General features: G+C 37.5%; 20 protein-coding genes. 17 read left to right on the forward strand and 3 right to left on the reverse strand.

Annotated features, from left to right (window positions below):
- Positions 1-17 precede the first annotated feature (17 nt).
- From RBU60_RS05300 to RBU60_RS05350, 11 genes are all read left to right on the forward strand, one after another.
- The gene (locus tag RBU60_RS05300) at positions 18-3,122 is read left to right on the forward strand and encodes a TAT-variant-translocated molybdopterin oxidoreductase (RefSeq protein ID WP_308863660.1); all 3,105 of its coding nucleotides are present in this window, start codon (positions 18-20) and stop codon (positions 3,120-3,122) included.
- A gap of 32 nt (positions 3,123-3,154) precedes the next feature.
- Positions 3,155-4,651, forward strand: coding sequence for an NrfD/PsrC family molybdoenzyme membrane anchor subunit (gene nrfD / locus RBU60_RS05305; RefSeq protein WP_308863661.1), 1,497 nt, complete (start codon positions 3,155-3,157; stop codon positions 4,649-4,651).
- A gap of 10 nt (positions 4,652-4,661) precedes the next feature.
- Positions 4,662-5,186 carry a DUF3341 domain-containing protein gene (locus RBU60_RS05310; RefSeq protein ID WP_308863662.1) on the forward strand — a complete coding sequence of 175 codons (525 nt, stop codon included), beginning with the start codon at positions 4,662-4,664 and terminating at the stop codon, positions 5,184-5,186.
- A 4-nt stretch (positions 5,187-5,190) separates the two neighbouring features.
- Positions 5,191-5,886, forward strand: coding sequence for a c-type cytochrome (locus tag RBU60_RS05315; RefSeq protein WP_308863663.1), 696 nt, complete (start codon positions 5,191-5,193; stop codon positions 5,884-5,886).
- 26 nt (positions 5,887-5,912) lie between these two features.
- Entirely contained in the window at positions 5,913-7,271 is a 1,359-nt protein-coding gene (locus RBU60_RS05320; RefSeq protein ID WP_308863664.1) for a quinol:cytochrome C oxidoreductase, read from the forward strand.
- Between the two features lie 29 nt (positions 7,272-7,300).
- Complete coding sequence (locus RBU60_RS05325; protein WP_308863665.1) at positions 7,301-8,374, forward strand: cytochrome c oxidase subunit II; 1,074 nt, start codon at positions 7,301-7,303, stop codon at positions 8,372-8,374.
- Positions 8,375-8,411: 37 nt separating this feature from the next.
- Complete coding sequence (locus tag RBU60_RS05330) at positions 8,412-10,247, forward strand: cytochrome c oxidase subunit I (RefSeq protein WP_308863667.1); 1,836 nt, start codon at positions 8,412-8,414, stop codon at positions 10,245-10,247.
- Positions 10,248-10,316: 69 nt separating this feature from the next.
- Entirely contained in the window at positions 10,317-11,339 is a 1,023-nt protein-coding gene (ruvB, locus tag RBU60_RS05335) for a Holliday junction branch migration DNA helicase RuvB (protein ID WP_308863669.1), read from the forward strand.
- A 205-nt stretch (positions 11,340-11,544) separates the two neighbouring features.
- Entirely contained in the window at positions 11,545-12,879 is a 1,335-nt protein-coding gene (locus RBU60_RS05340) for a cytochrome P450 (RefSeq protein ID WP_308863670.1), read from the forward strand.
- 135 nt (positions 12,880-13,014) lie between these two features.
- Positions 13,015-14,994, forward strand: a complete 1,980-nt coding sequence (locus tag RBU60_RS05345) for a cation:proton antiporter domain-containing protein (RefSeq protein WP_308863671.1) — start codon at positions 13,015-13,017, stop codon at positions 14,992-14,994.
- Entirely contained in the window at positions 14,987-15,520 is a 534-nt protein-coding gene (locus tag RBU60_RS05350; RefSeq protein ID WP_308863672.1) for a GNAT family N-acetyltransferase, read from the forward strand. Before RBU60_RS05345 ends, RBU60_RS05350 begins: the two co-directional genes overlap by 8 nt.
- Positions 15,521-15,526: 6 nt before the next feature.
- Here the strand turns inward: RBU60_RS05350 and RBU60_RS05355 are convergent, their stop codons facing one another.
- Genes RBU60_RS05355 through RBU60_RS05365 form a run of 3 tightly spaced genes read right to left on the reverse strand, consistent with a single transcriptional unit; the run spans position 15,527 to position 17,620 of the window.
- Entirely contained in the window at positions 15,527-15,802 is a 276-nt protein-coding gene (locus RBU60_RS05355) for a barstar family protein (protein ID WP_308863673.1), read from the reverse strand.
- 6 nt (positions 15,803-15,808) lie between these two features.
- The gene (locus RBU60_RS05360; protein ID WP_308863674.1) at positions 15,809-16,345 is read right to left on the reverse strand and encodes a ribonuclease domain-containing protein; all 537 of its coding nucleotides are present in this window, start codon (positions 16,343-16,345) and stop codon (positions 15,809-15,811) included.
- An 18-nt stretch (positions 16,346-16,363) separates the two neighbouring features.
- Positions 16,364-17,620, reverse strand: a complete 1,257-nt coding sequence (locus tag RBU60_RS05365) for a CotH kinase family protein (RefSeq protein WP_308863675.1) — start codon at positions 17,618-17,620, stop codon at positions 16,364-16,366.
- Positions 17,621-17,905: 285 nt separating this feature from the next.
- Between RBU60_RS05365 and queG the strand changes: the two genes are divergently transcribed.
- The 6 genes from queG (at position 17,906) to ruvA (ending at position 23,439) form a co-directional block, all read left to right on the forward strand.
- Positions 17,906-18,835, forward strand: coding sequence for a tRNA epoxyqueuosine(34) reductase QueG (gene queG / locus RBU60_RS05370; protein WP_308863676.1), 930 nt, complete (start codon positions 17,906-17,908; stop codon positions 18,833-18,835).
- Positions 18,836-18,850: 15 nt separating this feature from the next.
- A complete protein-coding gene (locus RBU60_RS05375) occupies positions 18,851-18,982 on the forward strand; it encodes a hypothetical protein (RefSeq protein ID WP_308863677.1) in 132 nt (43 codons plus the stop codon).
- A 193-nt stretch (positions 18,983-19,175) separates the two neighbouring features.
- Entirely contained in the window at positions 19,176-19,670 is a 495-nt protein-coding gene (locus tag RBU60_RS05380) for an RNA polymerase sigma factor (protein WP_308863678.1), read from the forward strand.
- On the forward strand, positions 19,654-20,262 hold the full coding sequence (locus RBU60_RS05385) for a hypothetical protein (protein WP_308863679.1): 609 nt from the start codon (positions 19,654-19,656) through the stop codon (positions 20,260-20,262). Before RBU60_RS05380 ends, RBU60_RS05385 begins: the two co-directional genes overlap by 17 nt.
- Before the next feature lie 207 nt (positions 20,263-20,469).
- Positions 20,470-22,773, forward strand: a complete 2,304-nt coding sequence (locus RBU60_RS05390; RefSeq protein ID WP_308863680.1) for an NADP-dependent malic enzyme — start codon at positions 20,470-20,472, stop codon at positions 22,771-22,773.
- An 84-nt stretch (positions 22,774-22,857) separates the two neighbouring features.
- Positions 22,858-23,439 (forward strand): Holliday junction branch migration protein RuvA, encoded by a 582-nt coding sequence (gene ruvA, locus RBU60_RS05395; protein WP_308863681.1) that lies wholly within the window; start codon positions 22,858-22,860, stop codon positions 23,437-23,439.

The raw sequence follows: 23,439 nt of genomic DNA on the forward strand, positions 1-23,439 counted from the left end.
AATATCTATTATATCATATGTCATCAAACAAGAAATACTGGAAAAGTGTTGAAGAGCTAAATGAGGATAGCTCTATTGTTGAGGCGCTTCAACAAAAAGAATTTGCGGAAGAGATTCCTACAGATGAATTTTTGGGAAATAAAGAGGCTTTAGAAGGTTCTTCAACATCTAGAAGAGATTTCCTTAAATTTGTAGGCTTTAGTACTGCAGCAGCGTCACTTGCGGCTTGTGAAGGTCCTGTGACGAAAACAATTCCTTACGTGGTTCAGCCAGAGCGCATCGTTCCTGGGGTGGCAAATTACTATGCTACGACCATTGCTGATGGGTTTGATTTCTCTAGCGTGCTTGTGAAGACTCGTGAAGGGAGGCCTATTAAAATAGAAAATAATAAACTCGGTAAGGTGAATTCAGGGGCAAACGCCAGGGTTCATGCTTCCGTATTGTCATTATATGACGGTAATAGAGTGAGCCGACCTACGATTGAAGGGGAAGGTGTTTCTTGGGAAAGATTTGATAAAGAAGTAGGCGCTAGGCTTGCTGCTTTAGGAGGAAAAGAATTGGTGTTATTAACGCAAACTTTTGCAAGTCCTTCCACAGCAAAATTAATTGAAGAATTTAAGGAAAAATATCCTAATGTGCGTCAGGTTGTGTATGATACAATTTCTGAAACGGCGGCCTTAGATGCTTTTGAGGCCAAGTATGGTTTTAGAGCGCTTCCTAATTATGATTTCTCTAAAGCGACTACGATTGTTTCTGTAGGAGCAGATTTCTTAGGAGATTGGCAAGGTGGAGGATATGATGCTGAATATGCGCAAGGAAGAATTCCAAAGAATGGAAAAATGTCTCGTCATATTCAATTTGAATCTAATATGTCTATGACAGGAGCAAACGCAGATAAGCGTATTCCTGTGACTCCATCAGAACAAAAAATGATTTTAGCGGCTCTTTACGGATATGTTTCCGGTACCACTACAAGTGGTTTGCCTGCGAAACTTGATGATGTAGTCATTAAGACAAAAGAAGAATTAAGAAAAGCGGGGTCTGGAGCTGTAGTGGTTTCTGGAATCCAAGATGTAGATGCTCAGAATTTAGTATTGGCAATCAACGAAAAATTAAACAGTGCCGTAATGGGTACGTCTAATCCTAGAATGATTCGTCAAGGAAATGCTAATGAGGCACTTCGTTTGGTGGACCAAATGAGTAGCGGTTCTGTTGGAGGAATTATGATGGTAGGAGTGAATCCTGCGTATAGTTTCCCTAATGCAGATGAGTTTGTGGAAGCACTTAAAAATGTGGATCTTACGGTTACTTTTTCCTCTAAAATGGATGAAACTGCTATATTAACAGAGTTTGTTGGAGCTACACCTCACTACCTAGAAAGCTGGGGAGATGTGCAGATGACTAAAAATAACTTTAGTTTAATGCAGCCTACCATCAAGCCATTGTTTGATACGCGTCAATTTCAAGATTGTTTATTAAAATGGACAGATAACGATAAATCATATTACGAATATATTAAAGAAACTTGGAATGGAATGTTGGGGTCAACTTCTTGGTCTAATGCACTGCACGACGGAGTATTTGAGTCGACATCTACAGTTTCTGCGGGAACAACTTCTTCGGGTTCTACGGAATCTGCAGGGTCAGCTGTATCTCCTTCCGCTTCAGCGACAAAATTAAGTCAGTCTGAAAAAGGAAATGGATTTGAGTTGACGCTTTATACCAAAGTTGCATTAGGTGACGGGGAGCAGGCGAACAATCCTTGGCTGCAAGAAATGCCAGATCCTATTACGAGGGCTTCTTGGGATAACTATTTGACTATTTCTAAGGCGGATGCAGATGCATTAGGTTTGGAGAGTAGGCATGTCGCGAATGGAGGCTTGAATGGTAGTTACGTCAACTTAAAAGTAGAAGGGACAGAATTAAATGCAGTGCCTGTAATTATTCAGCCTGGACAAGCAAGAGGATCTGTTGGTTTAGCTTTAGGTTATGGTAGAAAAGAAGCGATCCAAGAAGAAATGCAGGTAGGTTTAAATGCCTATCCTTTATATAAGAATTTTAACAATGTGCAGAACGTAACGATAGAAAAGGCTGCGGGAGAGCATGAATTTGCATGTGTACAGCTCCATAATACCTTAATGGGTAGAGGGGAAATTGTTAGAGAAACTACTTTAGAGATCTTTAATACAAAAGATAAGGAAGAGTGGAATGATGTGCCATTAGTGTCTTTAAACCATGAAGAAACTTCGGTTAGATCACCAGAAGTTGATCTTTGGGATTCTTTTGACAGAAGTATTGGGCATCACTTTAACCTTTCTATAGATTTAAATGCTTGTACGGGGTGTGGGGCTTGTGTGATTGCTTGTCATAGTGAAAACAACGTTCCTGTAGTTGGAAAGTCAGAAATTAGACGTAGTAGAGATATGCACTGGTTGCGTATTGACCGCTACTACTCTTCTGAAGAGACTTTTGAACAAGATAACCAGAAGAAAGATAATCTTTCTGGATTATTTGGTGACAATGGTTCTTTAGGTGGATTTGGAGAATTAGAGCACGCGGCAACGCAGAATGTTCAGGTAGTATTCCAGCCGGTAATGTGTCAGCATTGTAATCACGCTCCGTGTGAGACAGTTTGTCCTGTAGCGGCAACATCTCATGGACGTCAGGGTCAAAACCAAATGGCTTATAACCGTTGTGTGGGTACCAGATATTGTGCCAACAATTGTCCTTATAAGGTACGTCGTTTTAACTGGTTCTTGTACAACAAGAATGATGAGTTTGACTATCATATGAATAATGATTTAGGTAGAATGGTGTTGAATCCAGATGTGACCGTGCGATCTCGTGGGGTGATGGAGAAATGTTCTATGTGTATTCAAATGACACAGAAAACGATTCTTGATGCTAAGCGTGATGGAAGAGAAATTGAAGATGGAGAATTCCAAACGGCTTGTTCTAACGCTTGTAGTGCTGGTGCAATGCAGTTTGGCGATATCAACGATAAAGAAAGTGTGGTGTATGAGAAAAAGCAAGAGGATAGAATGTATCATTTGTTAGAATATGTAGGTACTAAACCCAATGTTTTTTATCATACTAAAGTAAGAAACACTTCAAAAGTTTAATAGTTTATTTAAAGAATCAATTATAACGCATTATGTCTCATTACGAAGCACCCATTAGAAAGCCTTTAGTTACAGGAGATAAGTCCTATCATGATGTTACTGTAGACGTTGCGGCTCCTGTAGAAGGGAAAGCCAATAAGTCTTGGTGGATTGCATTTACCATAGCCCTTATCGCTTTTATTTGGGGATTAGGATGTATTACTTATACTGTATCAACAGGTATTGGTACTTGGGGATTGAACAAGACCGTAGGTTGGGCTTGGGATATTACCAACTTTGTATGGTGGGTAGGTATTGGTCACGCCGGTACACTTATTTCAGCCGTACTATTATTATTCCGTCAAAAATGGAGAATGTCTATTAACCGATCTGCAGAAGCGATGACTATTTTTGCGGTTGTTCAGGCGGGATTATTTCCAATTATACACATGGGACGTCCTTGGTTGGCGTATTGGGTATTGCCTATTCCTAATCAGTTTGGTTCGTTGTGGGTAAACTTTAACTCCCCGTTACTTTGGGATGTATTTGCGATTTCAACATATCTATCGGTATCATTGGTATTCTGGTGGACGGGTTTACTTCCTGACTTTGCTATGATTCGTGACCGAGCGGTAAAACCTTTTCAAAAAAGAATTTATTCTATTCTTTCCTTTGGATGGTCTGGTAGAGCAAAAGACTGGCAGCGTTTTGAAGAAGTATCTTTAGTATTAGCTGGTTTAGCTACTCCTTTAGTACTTTCTGTACACACAATTGTATCTTTTGACTTCGCAACCTCTGTAATTCCAGGTTGGCATACCACGATTTTCCCTCCTTACTTTGTTGCAGGGGCGATTTTCTCTGGATTTGCGATGGTAAACACCTTGTTAATTATTATGCGTAAGGTTTCTAATTTAGAAGACTACATTACGGTACAGCATATTGAATTGATGAACATTGTAATTATGCTTACGGGATCTATTGTGGGGGTCGCCTATATTACCGAGTTGGTAATTGCATGGTATTCTGGAGTAGAGTTTGAGCAGTATGCGTTTTTAAACAGGGCTACTGGACCATACTGGTGGGCATACTGGTGTATGATGTCATTTAACGTGATCTCTCCTCAGTTTATGTGGTTCCCTAAATTAAGAAGAAGTATTATGTTCTCTTTCTTTATTTCGATTGTCGTAAATACAGGAATGTGGTTTGAGCGTTTTGTAATCATTGTGACTTCATTGCACAGGGATTACCTACCTTCTTCCTGGACGATGTTCTCTCCGACATTTGTAGATATTGGAATTTTCATTGGTACGATAGGATTCTTCTTTGTATTATTCTTATTGTATGCTAGAACATTCCCAGTAATTGCACAAGCAGAGATTAAAACCATCTTGAAATCTTCAGGAGAAAAATATAAAAAGTTAAGAGCAGAACATGGAGATCATGTAAAACTATATGATGAGCCTGTTAAAAAGCCAGCGTCTAATATTAGTAATGATAATGACGCAGCAAATGACGCTAATTCAGACTCAGATAATAATATAAACTCATAATAAGTAAAGAATGTCTTCAAAAGTTATACACGCTATTTATACGGACGATGACTTGCTTATGCAAGCCGTAAAGCAAACGAGAGAGGCTAACTACCATATCGAGGAAATTTATACTCCTTTTCCGGTACACGGTCTTGATAAGGCAATGGGATTAGAGCCTACGCGATTGGCAATCACATCATTTTTATATGGTTTGGTGGGGCTAGGAGTTGCCATCTCTATGATGAATTTTATTATGATCCAAGATTGGCCACAAGATATTGGAGGTAAACCAAGTTTTAGTTTCTTGGAAAACTTACCAGCCTTTGTACCAATTATGTTTGAACTTACCGTATTTTTTGCTGCTCACCTTATGGTTATTACTTTTTACTTGAGAAGTAAATTATGGCCTTTTAAGCAAGCAGAAAATCCAGATTTGAGAACCACAGATGACCATTTTTTAATGGAAGTTAGTGTGTCTAATCATAATGTAGAGAAAATGTCTAAATTTCTAAGCGACACTGGCGCTTTAGAAGTGAATTTAATAAACAAATAAACCCATGAAAAGTTTATTTAGAATAGCCGGGGTTACTTTAGTGTCTTTATTGGCAGTATCCTGTTTTAATGAAAGTGATAGAAATTATCAATACTTTCCAGATATGTATGAATCTATAGGTTATGATACTTATGGAGAGTACGATATATTCGTAAACGGGCAGGCGGCTAAATTGCCTGCAGAAGGTTCTATTCCTAGAGGATGGATGCCTTACGAATACGAAAATAATCTTGATGGATATGATGCGGCTAAGGCCGAATTAAAAAACCCACTTCCTTATACAGAAGATAATGTAAATAAGGGAAGAGGACTTTATACCATTTACTGTGCAATTTGTCACGGAGATAAAGGAGACGGAAAGGGAACCTTAGTGGAAAGAGAGAAGATATTGGGAATTCCTTCCTATGATGATCAAGGGAGAGCCGTTACGGAAGGATCTGTATACCATATAATGTTCTACGGAATTAATACTATGGGGTCTTATGCCTCGCAAACCAATGAGAAAGAACGTTGGCAGATTAATCATTATGTGATGGATTTGAAAGATAAGCTTGAAGGAAACCCTGAAAGAGAATTTTTAACAGAAGAAGCAGCAGAGAAGATGAGAATGGAGCCTCAATTGATGAAGAGTGAGGATGCTACAGAAGTTGAAAATACAGAAACGGAAGAGAGCAATAGCTTAAACCAAGAACAAAATTAAGAATCAACCGCATTATATATTTTAATATGTACACGCTATCTGGTAAATTAAAAATAACAGCAATAATCTTAATGATTGTTGGGGCAATAGGACTTATTTATGGTTTCTTGTCTGCTCCATCTTCCATAGAAGATGTAAAAGAAATTATTGCCTCTCAAGAAGTTCACGAGGAAGGGCATGCTGCAGCTGAAGAAACGACTCATCATGTAGATGGGGTTGGTGTAGATAAGTCACAAGAACTTGCTGCAACGGGAGCAGAGAATGCTCACAGTGATGAAGATGCACATGCAGAGCATATGCTGCATCAATTACAAAATAAACCTTGGGCTGCGACTTATGTAGCGGCATTCTTCTTTTTTATGATTGCTCTAGGTGCGCTAGCATTTTACGCGGTACAATATGCATCTATGGCTGGATGGTCGCCTGTCTTGTATAGGGTTATGGAAGGTATAACAGCTTACCTACTTCCTGGAAGTATTATTATGTTTGTCTTATTTGTACTTTCTGGTTTACAATTCAATCATCTTTTTATATGGATGGATCCAGAAGTGGTTGCTAACGATGAGATCATTCAAGGGAAAGAAGCTTACTTAAATGTTCCTTTCTTTTTAATAAGAGCGGCAATTTATATCGCAGGTTGGAATATCTTTAGATTCCTTTTAAGAAGGAATTCATTAAGACACGATGAAGTAGATCACAACCGTTATTATAGAATGAACTTTAAACTATCTGCAGGTTTCTTAGTATTCTTTATGGTTTCTGAGTCTATGATGTCTTGGGACTGGATTATGAGTTTTGATCCGCACTGGTTTAGTACCTTATTTGGATGGTATTTGTTTGCAAGCCTTTTCGTAGCTGCGATTACGGTAATCGCATTGGTAACGATGTACTTAAAGTCTAGAGGTTATCTGCCAACAGTAAATGACAGCCATATTCATGACCTTGCTAAGTTTATGTTTGGAATGAGTATTTTCTGGACCTACTTATGGTTTTCTCAATTTATGTTGATTTGGTATTCAAATATTCCAGAGGAAGTTACTTATTACGTTACTCGAATAGAAGATTTTGGTTTACCTTACTTTGGGATGGTTGCTCTTAACTTTATTTTCCCTGTGTTGATGCTTATGAATAGCGACTACAAGAGAATCAATTGGTTTGTCGTAATGACAGGAATCATTATCCTTGTTGGTCACTATTTAGATATCTATACTATGGTGATGCCAGCCACCGTTGGTAAATCTTGGTTCATTGGAGTGTCTGAAATTAGTGCCGTACTTTTCTTTGGAGGATTATTTATACTGGTGGTGTTTAATGCATTAACAAAAGCACCATTATTAGCTAAAAGGAATCCTTTTATTAAGGAAAGTGAACAATTTCATTATTAAGATAATTAGTTTAAAGAAGATTATATAAAATGACTGTATTTTTAATCATCATAGTTATAGCACTTTTAGGAATCACTCTTTGGCAAATGTCAAAGATCCTAAACCTATCTAAATCTCATAGTTCAGAAGATCCTAGCATTGCGACGGATAAAGACAACAAAAATCAAGGGTATTTGATGTTGGGTTTCCTTATCGTATTTAACATATTTATGTTTTATAATTTCTGGGAATACTCAAGATTCTATTTGCCAGAGGCAGCTTCTGCACACGGAGTTCAGTTTGACAACCTCATGTTCCTTTCGTTAGCGATCATTATGTTTGTTCAGGTAATTACGCAGTTTTTATTACACTACTTTTCTTTTATCTATAGAGGGGAAAAAGGTAAAAGAGCGTATTTCTATGCAGATAATGATAAGTTAGAGTTTATATGGACCATCATTCCAGTTATTGTGTTAGCAGGATTAATTATCTATGGATTGTTTACTTGGTCTGACATTATGAATGTAGAAGAAGATGAAGATACCATCGTCATAGAATTATATGCGTATCAATTTGGTTGGAAAGCTAGGTATGCAGGAGAAGATAATACCTTAGGTAAAGCAAACGTTCGTTTTATTGAAGGTATAAATACAGTGGGTGTTGATGAAAGCGATAGCTACGCTAAGGATGATAAAATTGTTAGTGAATTGCATTTACCTGTAGATAAAAAGGTTTTATTTAAAATGAGATCTCAGGATGTATTGCACTCGGCATATTTCCCATTCTTTAGAGCTCAAATGAACGTTGTTCCAGGTATGATTACGCAATTTGGATTTACACCAACTATTACTTCCGAAGAAATGAGACAGACAGATTATATGGTAGATAAAGTAAAGACCATTAATCAAATCCGTAAAGAAAACAGTAAAGAACTGGTGGCAAACGGTGATATGGCTTTAGATCCTTATGAGTTTGAATACTACTTATTATGTAATAAGATTTGTGGAATTTCTCACTACAACATGCAAATGAAAATTGTAGTAGAAAATGAAGAAGATTATAAGGAGTGGATAGCAGAGCAAGAGAGTTTCGGTGAAACTTTGGCTAAACAGGAGGAACAATAAACAAAAAAATAATTATTTAAAGTTATATATTATAGATATGTCAGCAACAGCAAACGCAACTTTAGCTCAAGATCATCACGAACACGATGATCATGGACATCATCATAAAGAAACCTTTATTACTAAATATATATTTAGTCAAGATCATAAAATGATCGCCAAGCAGTACCTAATTACAGGACTGCTAATGGGAAGTTTAGGAATCTTAATGTCGGTTTTGTTTAGAATGCAAATTGCATGGCCAGAAGAGTCTTTCGTAATATTTGAATGGCTTTTAGGTGATAAATATGCTCCAGATGGTGTAATGACCGCTGAAGCCTACTTATCTTTGGTTACGATTCACGGTACAATAATGGTTTTCTTTGTACTCACGGCAGGATTAAGTGGTACCTTTAGTAACTTCTTGATTCCTTTGCAAATTGGAGCTAGAGATATGGCTTCGGGTTTCTTAAACATGGTTTCTTATTGGATATTCTTTATCTCTTGTATGATCATGATTTCTTCCTTGTTTGTAGAGTCGGGACCTGCTTCTGCAGGATGGACGATTTATCCACCTTTAAGTGCCTTGCCTGAAGCTATTCCAGGATCTGGAATGGGAATGACCCTTTGGTTGATTTCTATGGCTTTCTTTATTGCACAATCTTTATTAGGTTCCTTAAACTATATCGTAACGGTTATTAATCTAAGAACAAAGGGAATGTCTATGACAAGACTTCCGTTAACCATTTGGGCGTTGTTTGTAACCGCCATTATTGGGGTAGTATCTTTCCCTGTATTATTATCGGCAGCCTTAATGTTAATTATGGATAGAAGTTTTGGGACTTCATTCTTCCTTAGTGACATTTATATTAAAGGAGAAGTTTTAGCACACCAAGGAGGTTCGCCCGTATTATTTGAACACTTATTCTGGTTCCTAGGACACCCAGAAGTATATATTGTAATTCTTCCAGCGATGGGATTAGTATCAGAAGTGATGGCTAGTAACTCTAGAAAACCAATCTTTGGTTATAGAGCGATGGTAGCTTCCATCTTGGCGATTGCTTTCCTATCAACGATTGTATGGGGACACCATATGTTCGTATCAGGGATGAACCCATTCCTAGGATCTGTATTTACCTTTACAACCTTATTAATTGCAATTCCTTCCGCAGTAAAAGCTTTTAACTGGATTACCACCTTATGGAAAGGAAACTTGCAGATGAATACAGGAATGCTGTGGTCTATTGGGTTTGTTTCTACCTTTATCACAGGAGGTTTAACAGGGATTATCTTAGGAGATAGTACCTTAGATATTAACGTTCACGATACGTATTTCGTAATTGCTCACTTCCACTTAGTAATGGGTATCTCTGCGCTTTACGGATTCTTTGCTGGGGTTTACCACTGGTTCCCTAAAATGTATGGAAGGATGATGAATAAGAACTTAGGTTATATTCACTTCTGGGTAACGATTGTAGGGGCGTACGGAGTATTCTTCCCCATGCACTTTATTGGATTGGCAGGGCTTCCTAGACGTTACTATACCAACACCGCTTTCCCATACTTTGATGACTTAGCAGATACGAATGTTTTAATTACTGTGTTTGCAATTATGGCAGCAACAGTTCAATTGGTATTTGTATATAACTTCATCCATTCTATGTTCTATGGTAAGAAAGCGACACAAAACCCATGGAATTCGAATACCTTAGAGTGGACAACTCCAGTGGAGCCTGTTCATGGAAACTGGCCAGGAGAAATTCCTTCGGTATACCGTTGGTCTTATGACTACAGTAAAATGAATGAAGACGGAACAGATTACGTGATCCCGGGACAAGATTTTATCCCACAAGACGTACCTCTACAGAAAAACGAAGAAGAGTTAAATCACTAATCGATTGCTCACTTAATGATACAAAGCCTTTTCTAGTAATAGAGAAGGCTTTTTCTTTATATTTGTTTTATGAATGAAAATCTAGATGCTACCGGAGAAAACTTCACCCCAGAGGAGTTTGATATAGAAAGAGCTTTACGTCCGCTTTCATTTGATGATTTTGCAGGACAACAAAAAGTCTTAGAGAACCTTCAAATTTTTGTGCAAGCTGCCAACTTAAGAGGAGAAGCACTGGATCACACGCTTTTTCATGGGCCTCCAGGATTGGGAAAAACTACCTTGGCTCATATCCTTGCTAATGAGTTGGAAGTAGGTCTTAAGATGACTTCGGGACCCGTATTGGATAAACCCGGAGATTTAGCAGGACTTCTTACCAATCTAGAAGAAAGAGATGTGTTGTTTATCGATGAAATCCATAGATTAAGCCCCATTGTGGAAGAATACTTGTATTCTGCGATGGAAGACTTTAGAATAGACATCATGATCGAGTCTGGGCCTAATGCCCGCTCTGTGCAAATCAATTTAAACCCATTTACTTTGGTGGGTGCCACGACGAGATCTGGGTTGCTCACAGCGCCAATGCGCGCTCGTTTTGGAATTTCCAGTAGGTTGGAATATTATTCTACGGAATTGTTATCAGGTATCGTTCAACGAAGTGCCGAGATTTTGAAAGTTCCTATTAGCGAAGATGCTGCTATAGAAATTGCGGGTAGAAGTAGAGGAACGCCTAGAATTGCCAATGCTCTCTTAAGAAGAATTAGAGATTTTGCGCAAATTAAAGGAAATGGTAAGATAGATATGGAGATCTCTAAATACGGACTCAATGCCTTAAACGTTGATGCCCACGGTTTGGATGATATGGACAATAGAATCTTAACCACCATTATCGACAAGTTTAAGGGAGGTCCTGTAGGCCTTACCACGCTTTCTACAGCGGTGAGTGAAAGCTCTGAAACCATAGAAGAAGTGTACGAACCGTTTTTGATTCAACAAGGTTTTATTATAAGAACTCCAAGAGGAAGAGAAGTGACCGAAACCGCTTACAAACATTTGGGACGGACAAAAAATGATACCCAAGCGGGACTTTTCTAAACTTTTGTACAAAAGATTTGTGATTTCATGATAAGCGCCATTCCGCAAAAACTCATTCTGGCGGGCCCGCCAGAAAAGGTACGGGCGGGTAGCGGTCTAACATCTTAAACCAATCCTATTTTAACGCAGTAGTTGGTAAAATACATTCAATTATATAACTTATATTAAGGTAAAATTGGGATTAGTCGATCACCACTAAAAAAGTATGAACAAGAAGATAGAACATATTCCAAGTCTTTCTGCATTTCACTTCTTAAAGCATGCAGGTAAAATCTTAAAGAATCCTTTACCTTTTCACCATAAGAACTTCGAGAAGTTGGGAGATTCTTATCGGTTACATTTAGGATTGGGTAATTCGGTGGTGTTTTCTAGAGACCCCAATCTTGCCAAATATATTCTTCAGACAAATCAGAAAAATTATGAAAAATCGCCCATTCAAAGCGAGGATATGGCGAAATATATAGGACATGGTTTGCTCACTGCCACAGGAAAGCAATGGCAAAAACAGCGAAAATTAATTCAACCTGCGTTTCATAAAAATAACTTGAAGAAACTTTTAAATGCTGTTCAAGAAGCACTTTCTGCCGAAATTGATAAAATCACGGTAGAACAACCCATAGATATCTTCCCCATCTTTAATGATCTCGCTTTTCAAACCGTGGTAAAAGCTCTGTTTAGTAATGCCATTGGGAATAAAGAAATTCAACGCTTGCAGCACATTACAGAAACCATTCAAAAAATGTTGGTGAGCGAACTGCGTCAGCCTTATCTACATTGGTGGTTTCAACTTAGCGGAAAGGTTCAAAAACACCTAGATCTTACCGAAGAAGCGCGTGATATTTTAAAGACGGTTATTACTAATCGGAAGCAAGGAAAGCGTCATGATGATTTATTAGATTTACTCCTAGACGCACGTTACGAAGATGACGGAGCTATGAGCGAAGAGCAACTGGTCGATGAAATTTTGATTCTTTTTGCAGCGGGGCACGAAACCACTTCCAACGCGCTCACTTTTGCAGCGGAGTTATTGGCAAGGGAACCCAAAATGCAAGAGGAAATCTACCAAGAGGTAAAAAATATAAAGGATGAAACTTCAGACTTAATGGAAGTTGTCACTAAAGCTGAATTTACCAATCGGGTGATTAGTGAAACGATGCGTTTGTACCCACCGGTTTATTTTATTGACCGAATTAGTCTGGAAGAAGATGAATTTGAAGGAAAAGATATTCCGAAGAAAACCAGTATTCTGCTTGCCGTTTACGAAATCCACCAACATAAAGAGTATTGGAAAGAACCAAGTGTCTTTAATCCCAACCGATTTAAAGAGAATCCGCGTCCAGAAGCTTATTTTCCATTTGGCGCTGGGCCTAGAAAGTGTATTGGTAATAACTTTGCCATGTTTGAGATGGTTTTAGCTGTCGCTGAATTGGTTGCACGTTTTAAGATAAAACCTACTAAAGAAGAAATTGAAATCCTGCCGCTCATTACTTTAAAGCCGAAAAATGCGGTCTTGAAGTTTGAAAAGAGAATGGTGGATTAAAACTTTTTTTTGAAACCTACTCGATGCTCCTTAATCTTATAAAAACGATTTAAATAAAGAAAAAACAACCTAAGTTTACTAGGAGACCTTACAAATCGATTAAAAAAAATATCTTTGTAATCAAAATACATCTCCATGGAGTCAACCCTTTTACAAGACGTTCTTATTTTATTAGGCTTTTCGGTCATGATTGTATTTTTATTGCAAAAACTAAAGCTACCGTCCATTTTAGGTTTTTTAATCACTGGTATTATCATTGGACCTTATGGATTGAGCTTGGTTACAGCAGTTCATCAGGTAGAAATTTTTGCAGAAATTGGAGTCATTCTCTTGTTATTTGTGATTGGTCTAGAATTGTCTATCAAACAATTAATACTCATAAAAAAAACGGTTTTTATTGGGGGCTTATTGCAAGTGACGCTTACGGTTGGTATCGCTGCTCTTGCCGCTAATGTTTTTGGTGCAACTTGGAACAAAGCTGTTTTTATAGGTTTTCTGGTATCGCTGTCCAGTACCGCTATTGTATTAAAAATTTTACAAGATAAAAATGAAATTTCTGCCGCCCACGGGCGTAACGCATTGGGAATTCTTATTTTTCAAGACATTATCGTCGTCCCCATGATGTTGGTAACCCCAATTATGGCAGGAAATTCAGATGATATTACAGGAAGTATTGTAGGTTTATTGGTGAAGTCATTAATTGTGGTTGCCATAACCTATATATTGGCAAGGTATATTGTTCCAAAATTGATGTATTTGATCGCCAAAACGCGAAGCAAAGAATTGTTTTTGCTCACCACCATTACCATTTGTTTTGCGGTTGCTTTTTTAACCTCTATGGCTGGGCTATCGCTGGCTTTGGGAGCCTTTTTAGCGGGTCTTATTATCTCTGAATCTGAATATAGTCATCAGGCTACAAGTATCATCTTACCGTTTAGAGAGCTTTTTACCTCTTTCTTCTTTATCTCCGTAGGAATGTTGTTGAATATTAGCTTTTTTATAGAGAATGTATCCATGGTGTTGTTACTGGTTGCTGGGGTGATGGTATTAAAAACTTTGGCGACTGCTATTGCAGTGGCAGTTTTAAAGTATCCCATAAAAGCCGTATTACTTACCGCCTTGGCTTTGTCCCAAGTGGGAGAATTCGCTTTTATATTGGCTACTATTGGTATGGATAACGACTTGTTAGACGATACTGTTTATCAATACTTTTTGGCAATCTCTATCTGCTCGATGCTTCTTACTCCCTTTGTGATTATTTATTCCGATAAGATTAGTGATGTTTTTATAAAGACCTTCTTTTCCAGAAAACTCAAAGCAAAAAAAGACTTAGAGCCAGAATTGGCCGAAGAGTCTTCAGCTTTTGAAAACCACCTCATTATTGTGGGTTACGGGATTAACGGTAGAAGTTTGGCCAAAGCAGCCGAGTTTAGTAACATTCCTTATGTGGTATTAGAGCTCAATGCCGAAACGGTGCGAGAGGAAGCAGAAAAAGGGGTTCCCATTATTTTTGGGGATGCTGGAGATGATCATATCCTCAACCACGTCAACATTTATCACGCTAGAGCCATTGTAGTTGCTGTTTCTGAATTAAAAATTTCCAAAGATATTATTATCACGGTACGAAACATCACCCAATCGGTTTATTTGTTAGTACGCACAAAGTACGTAAGAGAAATAAATGATTTAAAAGCAATTGGAGCAGACGAAGTGATTCCTGAAGAACTTGAAGCTGCCGTAGAAATATTTTCACGCATTTTGCATAACTTTTTGGTGCCCGATGATGAGATTACCAATTTTATTGAATCTATTCGTTCAGACAATTACAACTTATTTCAAGATAAAGCCAAAATTGCACGGACTTTTAAAAGTGACCAAGTTCCAGATTTCAATATTACCTGCTTGCGAGTGTATAAAGACAGCGGCTCTCCAGTAGGCCGAAGCTTAAAAGACCTCGATTTACGTTCTAAATACAACATCAATGTGATTGCGGTAGCGCGTGATGGAGTAATGCTTTCCAATATAGGAGCCGAAGAGAAAATCTTACAAAACGATTTGCTTTATGTGCAAGGAGGAGTATCAGAAATAGAAGGCTTTAGAAAAGCGATTGGGTAAGAACCAAGATTATGAAATGAAACTTTATTCGAAACGAACCCTAATAGAACCTATTCTTGAAAACGATATACCAGCTATAATTGATATGTATAATGAACGGGATTCATTTAAGTATGTCAAGGCACTCGATGGAAAATCAGATGATTTCTATGAAAGGTTTCTGCAAAATAAAATTGAATCTAATCGCAATGATATCGGGTTTTGGGTAGTTAAAGAAAAAAAGAGCCTCGAATTTATAGGAACTGTAAACTTAAATCAGTTTGCCTCTACTTCTATGATTCACATGGGTTGTCATTTGAAAAGAAAATTCTGGAATAATGGATTTGCAACCGAATTATTGAAGAGAATTTTAGATTACGGGATTAAGGAGAAAAAATTACAAGAGGTTTTTGGAATATTCGATGAGGAAAATAGCGTATCAAGAAGGCTATTAGAAAAGATGGAATTCAAATATTTTGAGGATCAAACATTTTTAGACACAAAAGTCATAGTATATAGATACATGTCAAAAGGATTATCTAAATAGTAATAATTATGTAGATTTCTTTAATCTATGCTGAAATGTAAACCCTTCCACTTCTTCATCAAGCTCCTTCATAGTTTTGATAAGTCTGCTAAAAGCGATGGATTGGAATCCGTTGATGTTGATAAATTCTATTGCTAAAGGCATTTTCACTTCCCCCGAAATGCAATCGAACAAGGCATCTAGGTTTTCTCCGAAATAAGAGGGAAACTTGACTTTCTCTTGAAGCTGATTATAAAAATCAGCATAGCTGCTAACCGACTTGAAATCAATAGTTATTTTCATAAAGACTTATTGTTTTTGAAAGGTTTTATAATGGTCTTTGGTGGTGAAAATCAATCCGTCGTTACTATAAACGAGCCTGTTGGCATTACGGCCACCACAGTCGTAATTAATATCGGCTTCATAATATTTTCTCCCTTTTCGATTGGGCAGTCTCCCTTCCCGATTGCCAAAATAATCTCCTCCAATCGCTTTTCCTGGCAACACTTCACAGAGGTTTCCTTTATGCGGCTGCCATCCACGTTTTTTTGCTTCGTTCTTAGTGAGGTAATACTTGGGTAAGCGCTCGTATTTTTTGACATAAGCGATAACCGTATTTGCCTTGGTAAGTTGAACAATAGCAGAAGAATTAGTGTTGCTAGAAGAATCTTTATGATCTTCAAGATTCCCGTTCTGAACCGATTCTGCAGGTATTGGTCCTTGTTCGTCCTTATTTTCTTGAAAGTACGATCGAATCCCTGTGATGGCCAGTAGGACAAGAACGACATAAGGCAATATTTTCTTTAAGCGAGATTTGTTTTTGCCTTTGTAATTTTGTTGTTTCATAATTTATGTAAATGTTTTTTATAGTCCAGACACGTAGGTGTCTAAATAATTTGCTCTAGCATCTAGCCATTGGAGTACTCGTTGCAAATCAGCCTCTGAATTACCAGTAGCATCTCTTAATCCCCATCTTTCATAATCTTTGCTGGCTGCTTGTTCCACTATTTTGGCATATTCTTTTATGTGTTTCTTTAGCTCACTGTATTTATGAGCTCTAAACCAATTCCAACGCTCTTTAAACAAAATTTGCATATGAGGATCTTCCATAAACTTGCTAAAGAATTTAGTGCCGGCCAAGGCAGAACTGCTGTCTAAAAACAACGGAGTCTGGGTCGTATTTTCTCTAAAGTGTTCTTGATTTTCGCTATAACCAAAACCCCAATCAAAATCCCATATTATTCCCATGCTATATTTTCCGCCAGCGGTTTTATGAATATAGGTACTTTTTGGATGATTGATTTCGCGATTAAGAGTCAATTGATAAACAATCATATAATTGACATAAGCCAAATCGTCAAAATAGTCCAGGTAGTTATTATTAGGGAATGAGGAATCATAAACAAGAGATTCCAACTGATTAAAATCTGATTGAACCGCTGTCAATAGCGTTTGTGCTTCTGCTTCAGGCATATCTTCTTTCTTTGGAAATTTGATCATTACCGGCAAATCATAATGTTCCGATTTAAACTGTAAAGCTTCATCAAAATAAGTATCTAGCTCTAGTAATAACCCATCCTCTCCAACATCAATGCGTTGATAACTAACTCCTTTGTGTTCGGTAAATACATAAAAACCTCGGTCTTGACCATTGACAGTCAATTCAATTGGGATCATATGATTGGTAAAAGGCATCTCTAGTAAATGTGCAGTTTTATAGGGTATGGAATTCATCAATAAGCTTCCGTCAAGGTAATTTGCCAGTAAAATCCATTTTTTATAAGCAGGCAAATCCATTAGGGGAGAAGCTGAATTCAGCTTTAATTTAAAAGATTTTTTGGGCAGGTTAAACCATGAGAAATTTCCTCTACCTCTAATTTTAGTGCGCCCTTCATAATTTGGAAATTCATCATTCCCTTCAATAACTAAATCCCCCTCTAGATAATTTTCTTTTGAAGTGATGCTGTCATGATTATCGGTATCAATATAAAAATGCGGGATTCTGGGGGTGACTTCTTCTTCGTCACTTTCATCATTTGTTGAGACGGGGAGATCTTTTTCACAAGAAATAAATAATCCCGAAAACAGAAAGGCGAAAATAAAAATGCTTCTTTTAAACATAATTTAAAATGATATGAAAAAAATAGTACGACCTAATTAGGTAAATGTAATTTAAAATATTAAAAAATTTGTTCTTTAATGCCACGTAACTCATTTCAAACTAAGACAATTCCAAGATATAGGCATTGATTTAACTTTAGAATAAAAAATAAAATGCTACTGAAATAGTTCTACTCCAATTCAGATCGAATTGATCGAAATTTGGTTCAGGGAGATGGCTTGTAAATTCAAATTCCAAAAATTTGTCCGTACTTTTGTCAGCTTAGCACCCAAAACTCCAAACCCTTGTCTAACGCCGAAAAATATTCTAAACTTATTAAAGCCGAAGCAAAACGCTTAGGGTTTATGTCTTGCGGCATCAGTAAAGCAGGGTTTTTAGAAGAAGAAGCGCCGCGTTTAGAAGATTACTTGAACAATAATAGACACGGAGAGATGAAATGGCTGGAGAATCATTTTGACAAACGGCTCGATCCTACAGTACTCGTACCCGGAGCCAAAAGTGTGGTGTCATTGTTGCTGAATTATTATCCAGAAGAGCAACAAGGTGGCGATACGTATAAAATTAGTAAATACGCCTACGGAAGAGATTATCATTTTGTAATAAAGGACAAACTTAAAGCTTTGCTTTCCCACATCCGCGAAGAAATTGGAGAGGTGGGAGGACGTGCCTTTGTAGATTCTGCTCCGGTGATGGATAAAGCTTGGGCCGCAAAAAGTGGTTTAGGTTGGGTTGGTAAACACACGCTGTTGTTGTCTAAAAAAACCGGTTCGTTTTATTGCGTAGCCGAATTGATTATCGATTTGGATTTAGAATATGACACTCCAGTAACCGACCACTGCGGAACCTGCACTGCCTGCATCGATGCCTGTCCTACCGATGCCATTTATGAGCCTTATAAAGTAGATGGGAGTAAATGTATTTCGTATTATACCATCGAATTAAAAAATGAAATTCCCATTTCGGAACGAGGAAAGTTTGACGATTGGATGTTTGGTTGTGATATCTGCCAGGATGTTTGTCCGTGGAATCGCTTCTCCCAATCCCACAAGGAACCGCTTTTTGATCCGCATCCAGATCTGCTTCAGATGGATAAAAAAGATTGGGAAGAACTCACGCAAGAAACTTTTGGAAAGATTTTTCAAAAATCTGCCGTCAAGCGGACAAAATTTGCGGGTTTAAAAAGAAATATCGACTTCTTGAAAGAGGGAAATTAGGAGATAGACGGTTTTGTGCAAGACTTTTGGAAACACGACGGTTGGAAACATGACTTATGGAAACACGACGCTTGGAAACACGACTTTTGGAAACACGAAGGTTCGAGACACGACTTTTTGATGCACGACGGTTTGATGCAAGACTAAAAAAAACGCTCTTCCAAAACGCAACATCCAGAGAACTGTCATCCTGAACCTGTCCGTACTATTCAGGCGGGTTTAGTTCAGGATCTCATGAAGATGTACTTAAATCATACAATAGTATTTCGTTCCAATTAAAAATATTTTCAAAAAGTTGTAATAAATTCATCTTTCCATCACTAACTAAGAAAAGGAAGCTTTGAGTAAAGATTTTTATACACAGTTCATTTTACCCTACGCTGGGATTATTATTAAGATTTGTCGGGCTTATACCGATAATGAAGAAGACTTTCAGGATTACTACCAAGAGGTATGTCTGCAGTTATGGAAAAGTCGAGATAATTTTAAGGGAGAATCCAAATGGTCTACTTGGGTGTACCGCATTTCGCTTAATGTTTCACTTTCCTTGCTTAGAAAAGATAAAAAAATCAGTAAGAAGAGTGTCGCCTTACTAGCGATAGAAGAGGAGCAAAAGCCTGCATCAAATCCATTTCAGGAAGAATCTTTAAAACTGCTTTATCAAGCCATCAAAAAACTTTCAGAAGTAGATCGTGCGATTATATTGCTTTACCTAGAAGAAAAATCCTATCAAGAAATAGCCGAAATCATGGGCTTGTCCCCAACCAACATCGGCGTTAAAATTAACCGAATCAAGAAAAAATTAAAAACCTTACTTTATGGAAAAGTCTATTGAAAACATTTGGAAAGAAGGCTTTGAATCTGAAGCAAAACTCTCGTCTCCCGTTATTTCCAATTTGTACAAGAAAAAATCGAAGCTGGTGATTCAGCAGATTAATAGCAAATCAAAAAAAGATAACCTAAGTCTTATTCCTGTAGCGCTTATTATTTTTGGAATTCTTGCTTTTATGGGCGAAATGATTATAGGCATATATGTTGTGATCCTAATTACTACACTGTTTTTTGTGAATAAAGAAATGCTGAAAGATCTTGAAACTGTAGACACAAAAGATAATACCTATTCCTATCTTTTAAATTACAAGAATCAGGTAAAAAAAATCATGAAATATTCTACCTGGATTGCGGGATTTGGACTCCCACTAGCGATTCTTCCCGCTTACTGGATGTTTTTTGAAGACAGCAAAATCATGGCTAAATTTAATACACTCCATTTAGGAATGGAAATTTTGATTGTTATGGGCTTGGCATTACTTCTTTCCGCAATCGCGATTTTGGGTTATCGCTTGAGTACACAAGTGGTGTATGGCAGTTTATTAGAAAAGTTAGAGAATACTATTGAAGATATGGAGGAGTTGATGGAGACTTAAAAAGTAGGACTTGCTTTCTTTAGGAAACGGAAATACTTCCGTAAAGAATTATAATTTGTAGGAAGGATGACTTCTTAAATGTTGTTAGAAGGTGTGATATAAAGTCTAAATCCGACTTTCTCTTCATTTCGTAAAAAGTATTTTGTTTTTATAGACCTCAAAAAACAAAGCTTGTTATATTTGTAGGAAAGCAAAAAAAATAACAAGATGACCAGTAACGAAAGAAAAAGAAGAGAAGCTTTAGTGTACCACGCCAAGCCGAAGCCTGGTAAAATAGAAGTAGTGCCTACCAAAAAATATGCAACTCAAAGAGATTTAGCATTAGCTTACTCTCCTGGTGTGGCCGCCCCTTGTTTAGAGATTGAAAAAGATAAAAATAACAGTTATAAATATACTGCTAAAGGAAATTTAGTCGCAGTAATTTCTAATGGTACTGCTGTGTTGGGTTTAGGCGACATAGGAGCAGAAGCCTCTAAGCCCGTGATGGAAGGGAAGGGACTTTTGTTTAAAATTTTTGCCGATATCGATGTGTTTGATATTGAGGTAGATACAAAAAATGTGGAAGAGTTTATTGCTACAGTAAAAAATATAGCTCCTACCTTTGGCGGAATTAATTTAGAAGACATTAAAGCTCCCGAAGCTTTTGAAATAGAAAGAAGACTTAAAGAAGAGTTAGATATCCCCGTGATGCACGATGATCAACACGGGACCGCAATTATTTCCGCTGCAGCGCTATTAAACGCTGTAGAATTAGCAGGTAAAAAAATGGAGGAGGTAAGAATCGTCGTAAGTGGCGCCGGTGCTGCCGCAGTTTCTTGTACCAGATTATACAAATCTTTTGGAGCTAAAGCAGAAAATATTGTGATGCTCGATAGTAAGGGAGTAATTAGAGAGGATAGAGAAAACTTAACCGACGAAAAGCGAGAATTTGCATCTCATAGAAAAATAGATATTTTAGACGATGCTATGAAAGACGCCGATGTGTTTGTAGGGCTTTCGGTTGCAGATATTGTTACACCAGCGATGTTGCTGACTATGGCAGATAATCCTATCGTTTTCGCTATGGCCAATCCAGATCCAGAAATCGATTATAATTTGGCTGTGAAAACAAGGAAAGACCTTATTATGGCGACGGGAAGAAGTGATCATCCTAACCAAGTAAATAATGTACTTGGGTTTCCGTTTATTTTTAGAGGAGCTCTAGATGTTAGAGCGACGAAGATCAACGAAGAAATGAAAAAAGCAGCGGTACGAGCCTTGGCAAATTTAGCCAAAGAAGCAGTGCCAGAGCAGGTGAATATCGCCTACGGAGAGACTAAACTTAATTTTGGTAGGGATTATATTATCCCCAAACCTTTTGATGCTAGATTGCTTACAGAGATTCCTCCTGCTGTAGCCAAAGCTGCTATGGAAAGCGGTGTAGCCAAAGAACCTATTGAAGATTGGCAGCGTTATGAAGATGAATTGTATGAACGCTTAGGCGGAGATAATAAAATCACCCGATTGATGCTTAATAGAGCTAAAATGAATCCCAAACGTGTGGTATATGCAGAAGCAGATCATTTAGACGTACTTAAAGCTGCACAAATAAGTAGAGATGAAGGCGTTTGTAAACCTATTTTGCTGGGAAGAAGAGAAGTGATTTTAGAATTGATGGAAGAGATTGATTTTGAAAATGGAGATGATATTGTAATTATCGATCCAAAATCTGATGAGCAAAAAGAACAAGTGAACGCTTACGCGGAAAAATATTGGGAAACGAGTCAGCGTAAAGGAGTTACTTTATACGAAGCTCAAAAGTTATTAAGAGAGCGCAATTATTTTGCTGCGATGATGGTGAATGCAGGCGATGCAGATGCGCTTTTATCGGGATATTCTAGAGCTTACCCTACCGTAGTTAAACCAATTTTAGATTTAATTGGAATGGCAAAAGGCGTTTCTAGAATTGCCGCTACCAATCTGATGAATACTTCTAGAGGACCAATATTTATTAGTGATACCTCCATTAACATCAATCCTTCTGCAGGGGATTTAGCTAGAATCGCAAAAATGACGAGCTACATTATAAAAATGTTTGGAATGGAGCCGGTTATGGCTATGATTTCTTATGCCAATTACGGTTCATCAAATCATCCTGAAGCTAGAAAAGTAAAAGACGCTGTAGAAATTCTCCACCAGCGAACCCCAGAGTTATTGGTAGATGGGGAATTGCAAGTAGATTTTGCTTTAAATAAAGAAATGCTACAAAGCAAGTTTCCGTTTTCAAAATTGGCAGGAAGAAAAGTAAATGCTTTAATTTTTCCTAATTTAGATTCGGCTAACTCTACTTATAAGCTCATCAAAGAGCTTAATAAATCTGATTCTATTGGTCCTATTATGATGGGATTAAAGAAGCCTGCACATATTTTACAATTAGGAGCAAGTGTAGAAGAGATGGTGAATATGACAGCTGTTGCGGTTATCGATGCTCAAGAAAAAGATAAAAAAAGACAAGCGGCATTAAGTATATAGCAATTTGATTGTTAAACTAAGAGATTAAGGTTTCGCTATCTTAATAAATTTCCTACATTTGAAGTTTTAACGTTTGCTTAACTTATGATAGAATACCTGAAAGGAAAAATGACCCAGAAGAACCCTACAGATGTGACTGTAGAGTGCGGAGGAGTTGGGTATTTCTTAAATATATCTTTGCATACTTTTTCTCTCTTGCCAGAAAATGAGAATATTCTTATCTATACGTATTTACAAGTAAGAGAAGATTCGCATACGCTTTTTGGATTTATGGAAAAGTCTGAGCGGGAGATGTTCAAAAAGCTTATTTCTGTATCGGGAATTGGAGCAAGTACGGCGAGAACCATGCTTTCTTCTTTGAGTCCGGCGCAAATTGTGGAAGCCATTACGACAGAGAATGTACCAGAGATACAGAGCGTTAAAGGAATTGGAGCCAAGACCGCTCAAAGAGTTATTATAGATTTAAAAGATAAATTGGGAGAAATTGATGCTTCGGGGCAAATTTCTACAGTCCAACGCAATAGCCATAAAGATGAAGCGTTATCAGCATTAGAAACACTTGGGTATACCAGAAAACAATCTGAGAAACTAGTTTCGAAAATCATCAAAAATGATGAGAGTGCTTCAGTGGAAACGATAATTAAGCTTGCTTTAAAAAACCTTTAA

It is taken from the genome of Mesonia profundi (assembly GCF_031085155.1).
In the GTDB taxonomy this organism is placed as follows: Bacteria; Bacteroidota; Bacteroidia; order Flavobacteriales; family Flavobacteriaceae; genus Mesonia; species Mesonia profundi.

Coding starts and splice junctions, on each gene's coding strand:
- RBU60_RS05300 (WP_308863660.1), top strand. CDS start 18: ATGTCATCAAACAAGAAATACTGGAAAAGTGTTGAAGAGCTAAATGAG.
- nrfD (WP_308863661.1), top strand. CDS start 3,155: ATGTCTCATTACGAAGCACCCATTAGAAAGCCTTTAGTTACAGGAGAT.
- RBU60_RS05310 (WP_308863662.1), top strand. CDS start 4,662: ATGTCTTCAAAAGTTATACACGCTATTTATACGGACGATGACTTGCTT.
- RBU60_RS05315 (WP_308863663.1), top strand. CDS start 5,191: ATGAAAAGTTTATTTAGAATAGCCGGGGTTACTTTAGTGTCTTTATTG.
- RBU60_RS05320 (WP_308863664.1), top strand. CDS start 5,913: ATGTACACGCTATCTGGTAAATTAAAAATAACAGCAATAATCTTAATG.
- RBU60_RS05325 (WP_308863665.1), top strand. CDS start 7,301: ATGACTGTATTTTTAATCATCATAGTTATAGCACTTTTAGGAATCACT.
- RBU60_RS05330 (WP_308863667.1), top strand. CDS start 8,412: ATGTCAGCAACAGCAAACGCAACTTTAGCTCAAGATCATCACGAACAC.
- ruvB (WP_308863669.1), top strand. CDS start 10,317: ATGAATGAAAATCTAGATGCTACCGGAGAAAACTTCACCCCAGAGGAG.
- RBU60_RS05340 (WP_308863670.1), top strand. CDS start 11,545: ATGAACAAGAAGATAGAACATATTCCAAGTCTTTCTGCATTTCACTTC.
- RBU60_RS05345 (WP_308863671.1), top strand. CDS start 13,015: ATGGAGTCAACCCTTTTACAAGACGTTCTTATTTTATTAGGCTTTTCG.
- RBU60_RS05355 (WP_308863673.1), bottom strand. CDS start 15,802: ATGAAAATAACTATTGATTTCAAGTCGGTTAGCAGCTATGCTGATTTT.
- RBU60_RS05360 (WP_308863674.1), bottom strand. CDS start 16,345: ATGAAACAACAAAATTACAAAGGCAAAAACAAATCTCGCTTAAAGAAA.
- RBU60_RS05365 (WP_308863675.1), bottom strand. CDS start 17,620: ATGTTTAAAAGAAGCATTTTTATTTTCGCCTTTCTGTTTTCGGGATTA.
- RBU60_RS05385 (WP_308863679.1), top strand. CDS start 19,654: ATGGAAAAGTCTATTGAAAACATTTGGAAAGAAGGCTTTGAATCTGAA.
- RBU60_RS05390 (WP_308863680.1), top strand. CDS start 20,470: ATGACCAGTAACGAAAGAAAAAGAAGAGAAGCTTTAGTGTACCACGCC.
- ruvA (WP_308863681.1), top strand. CDS start 22,858: ATGATAGAATACCTGAAAGGAAAAATGACCCAGAAGAACCCTACAGAT.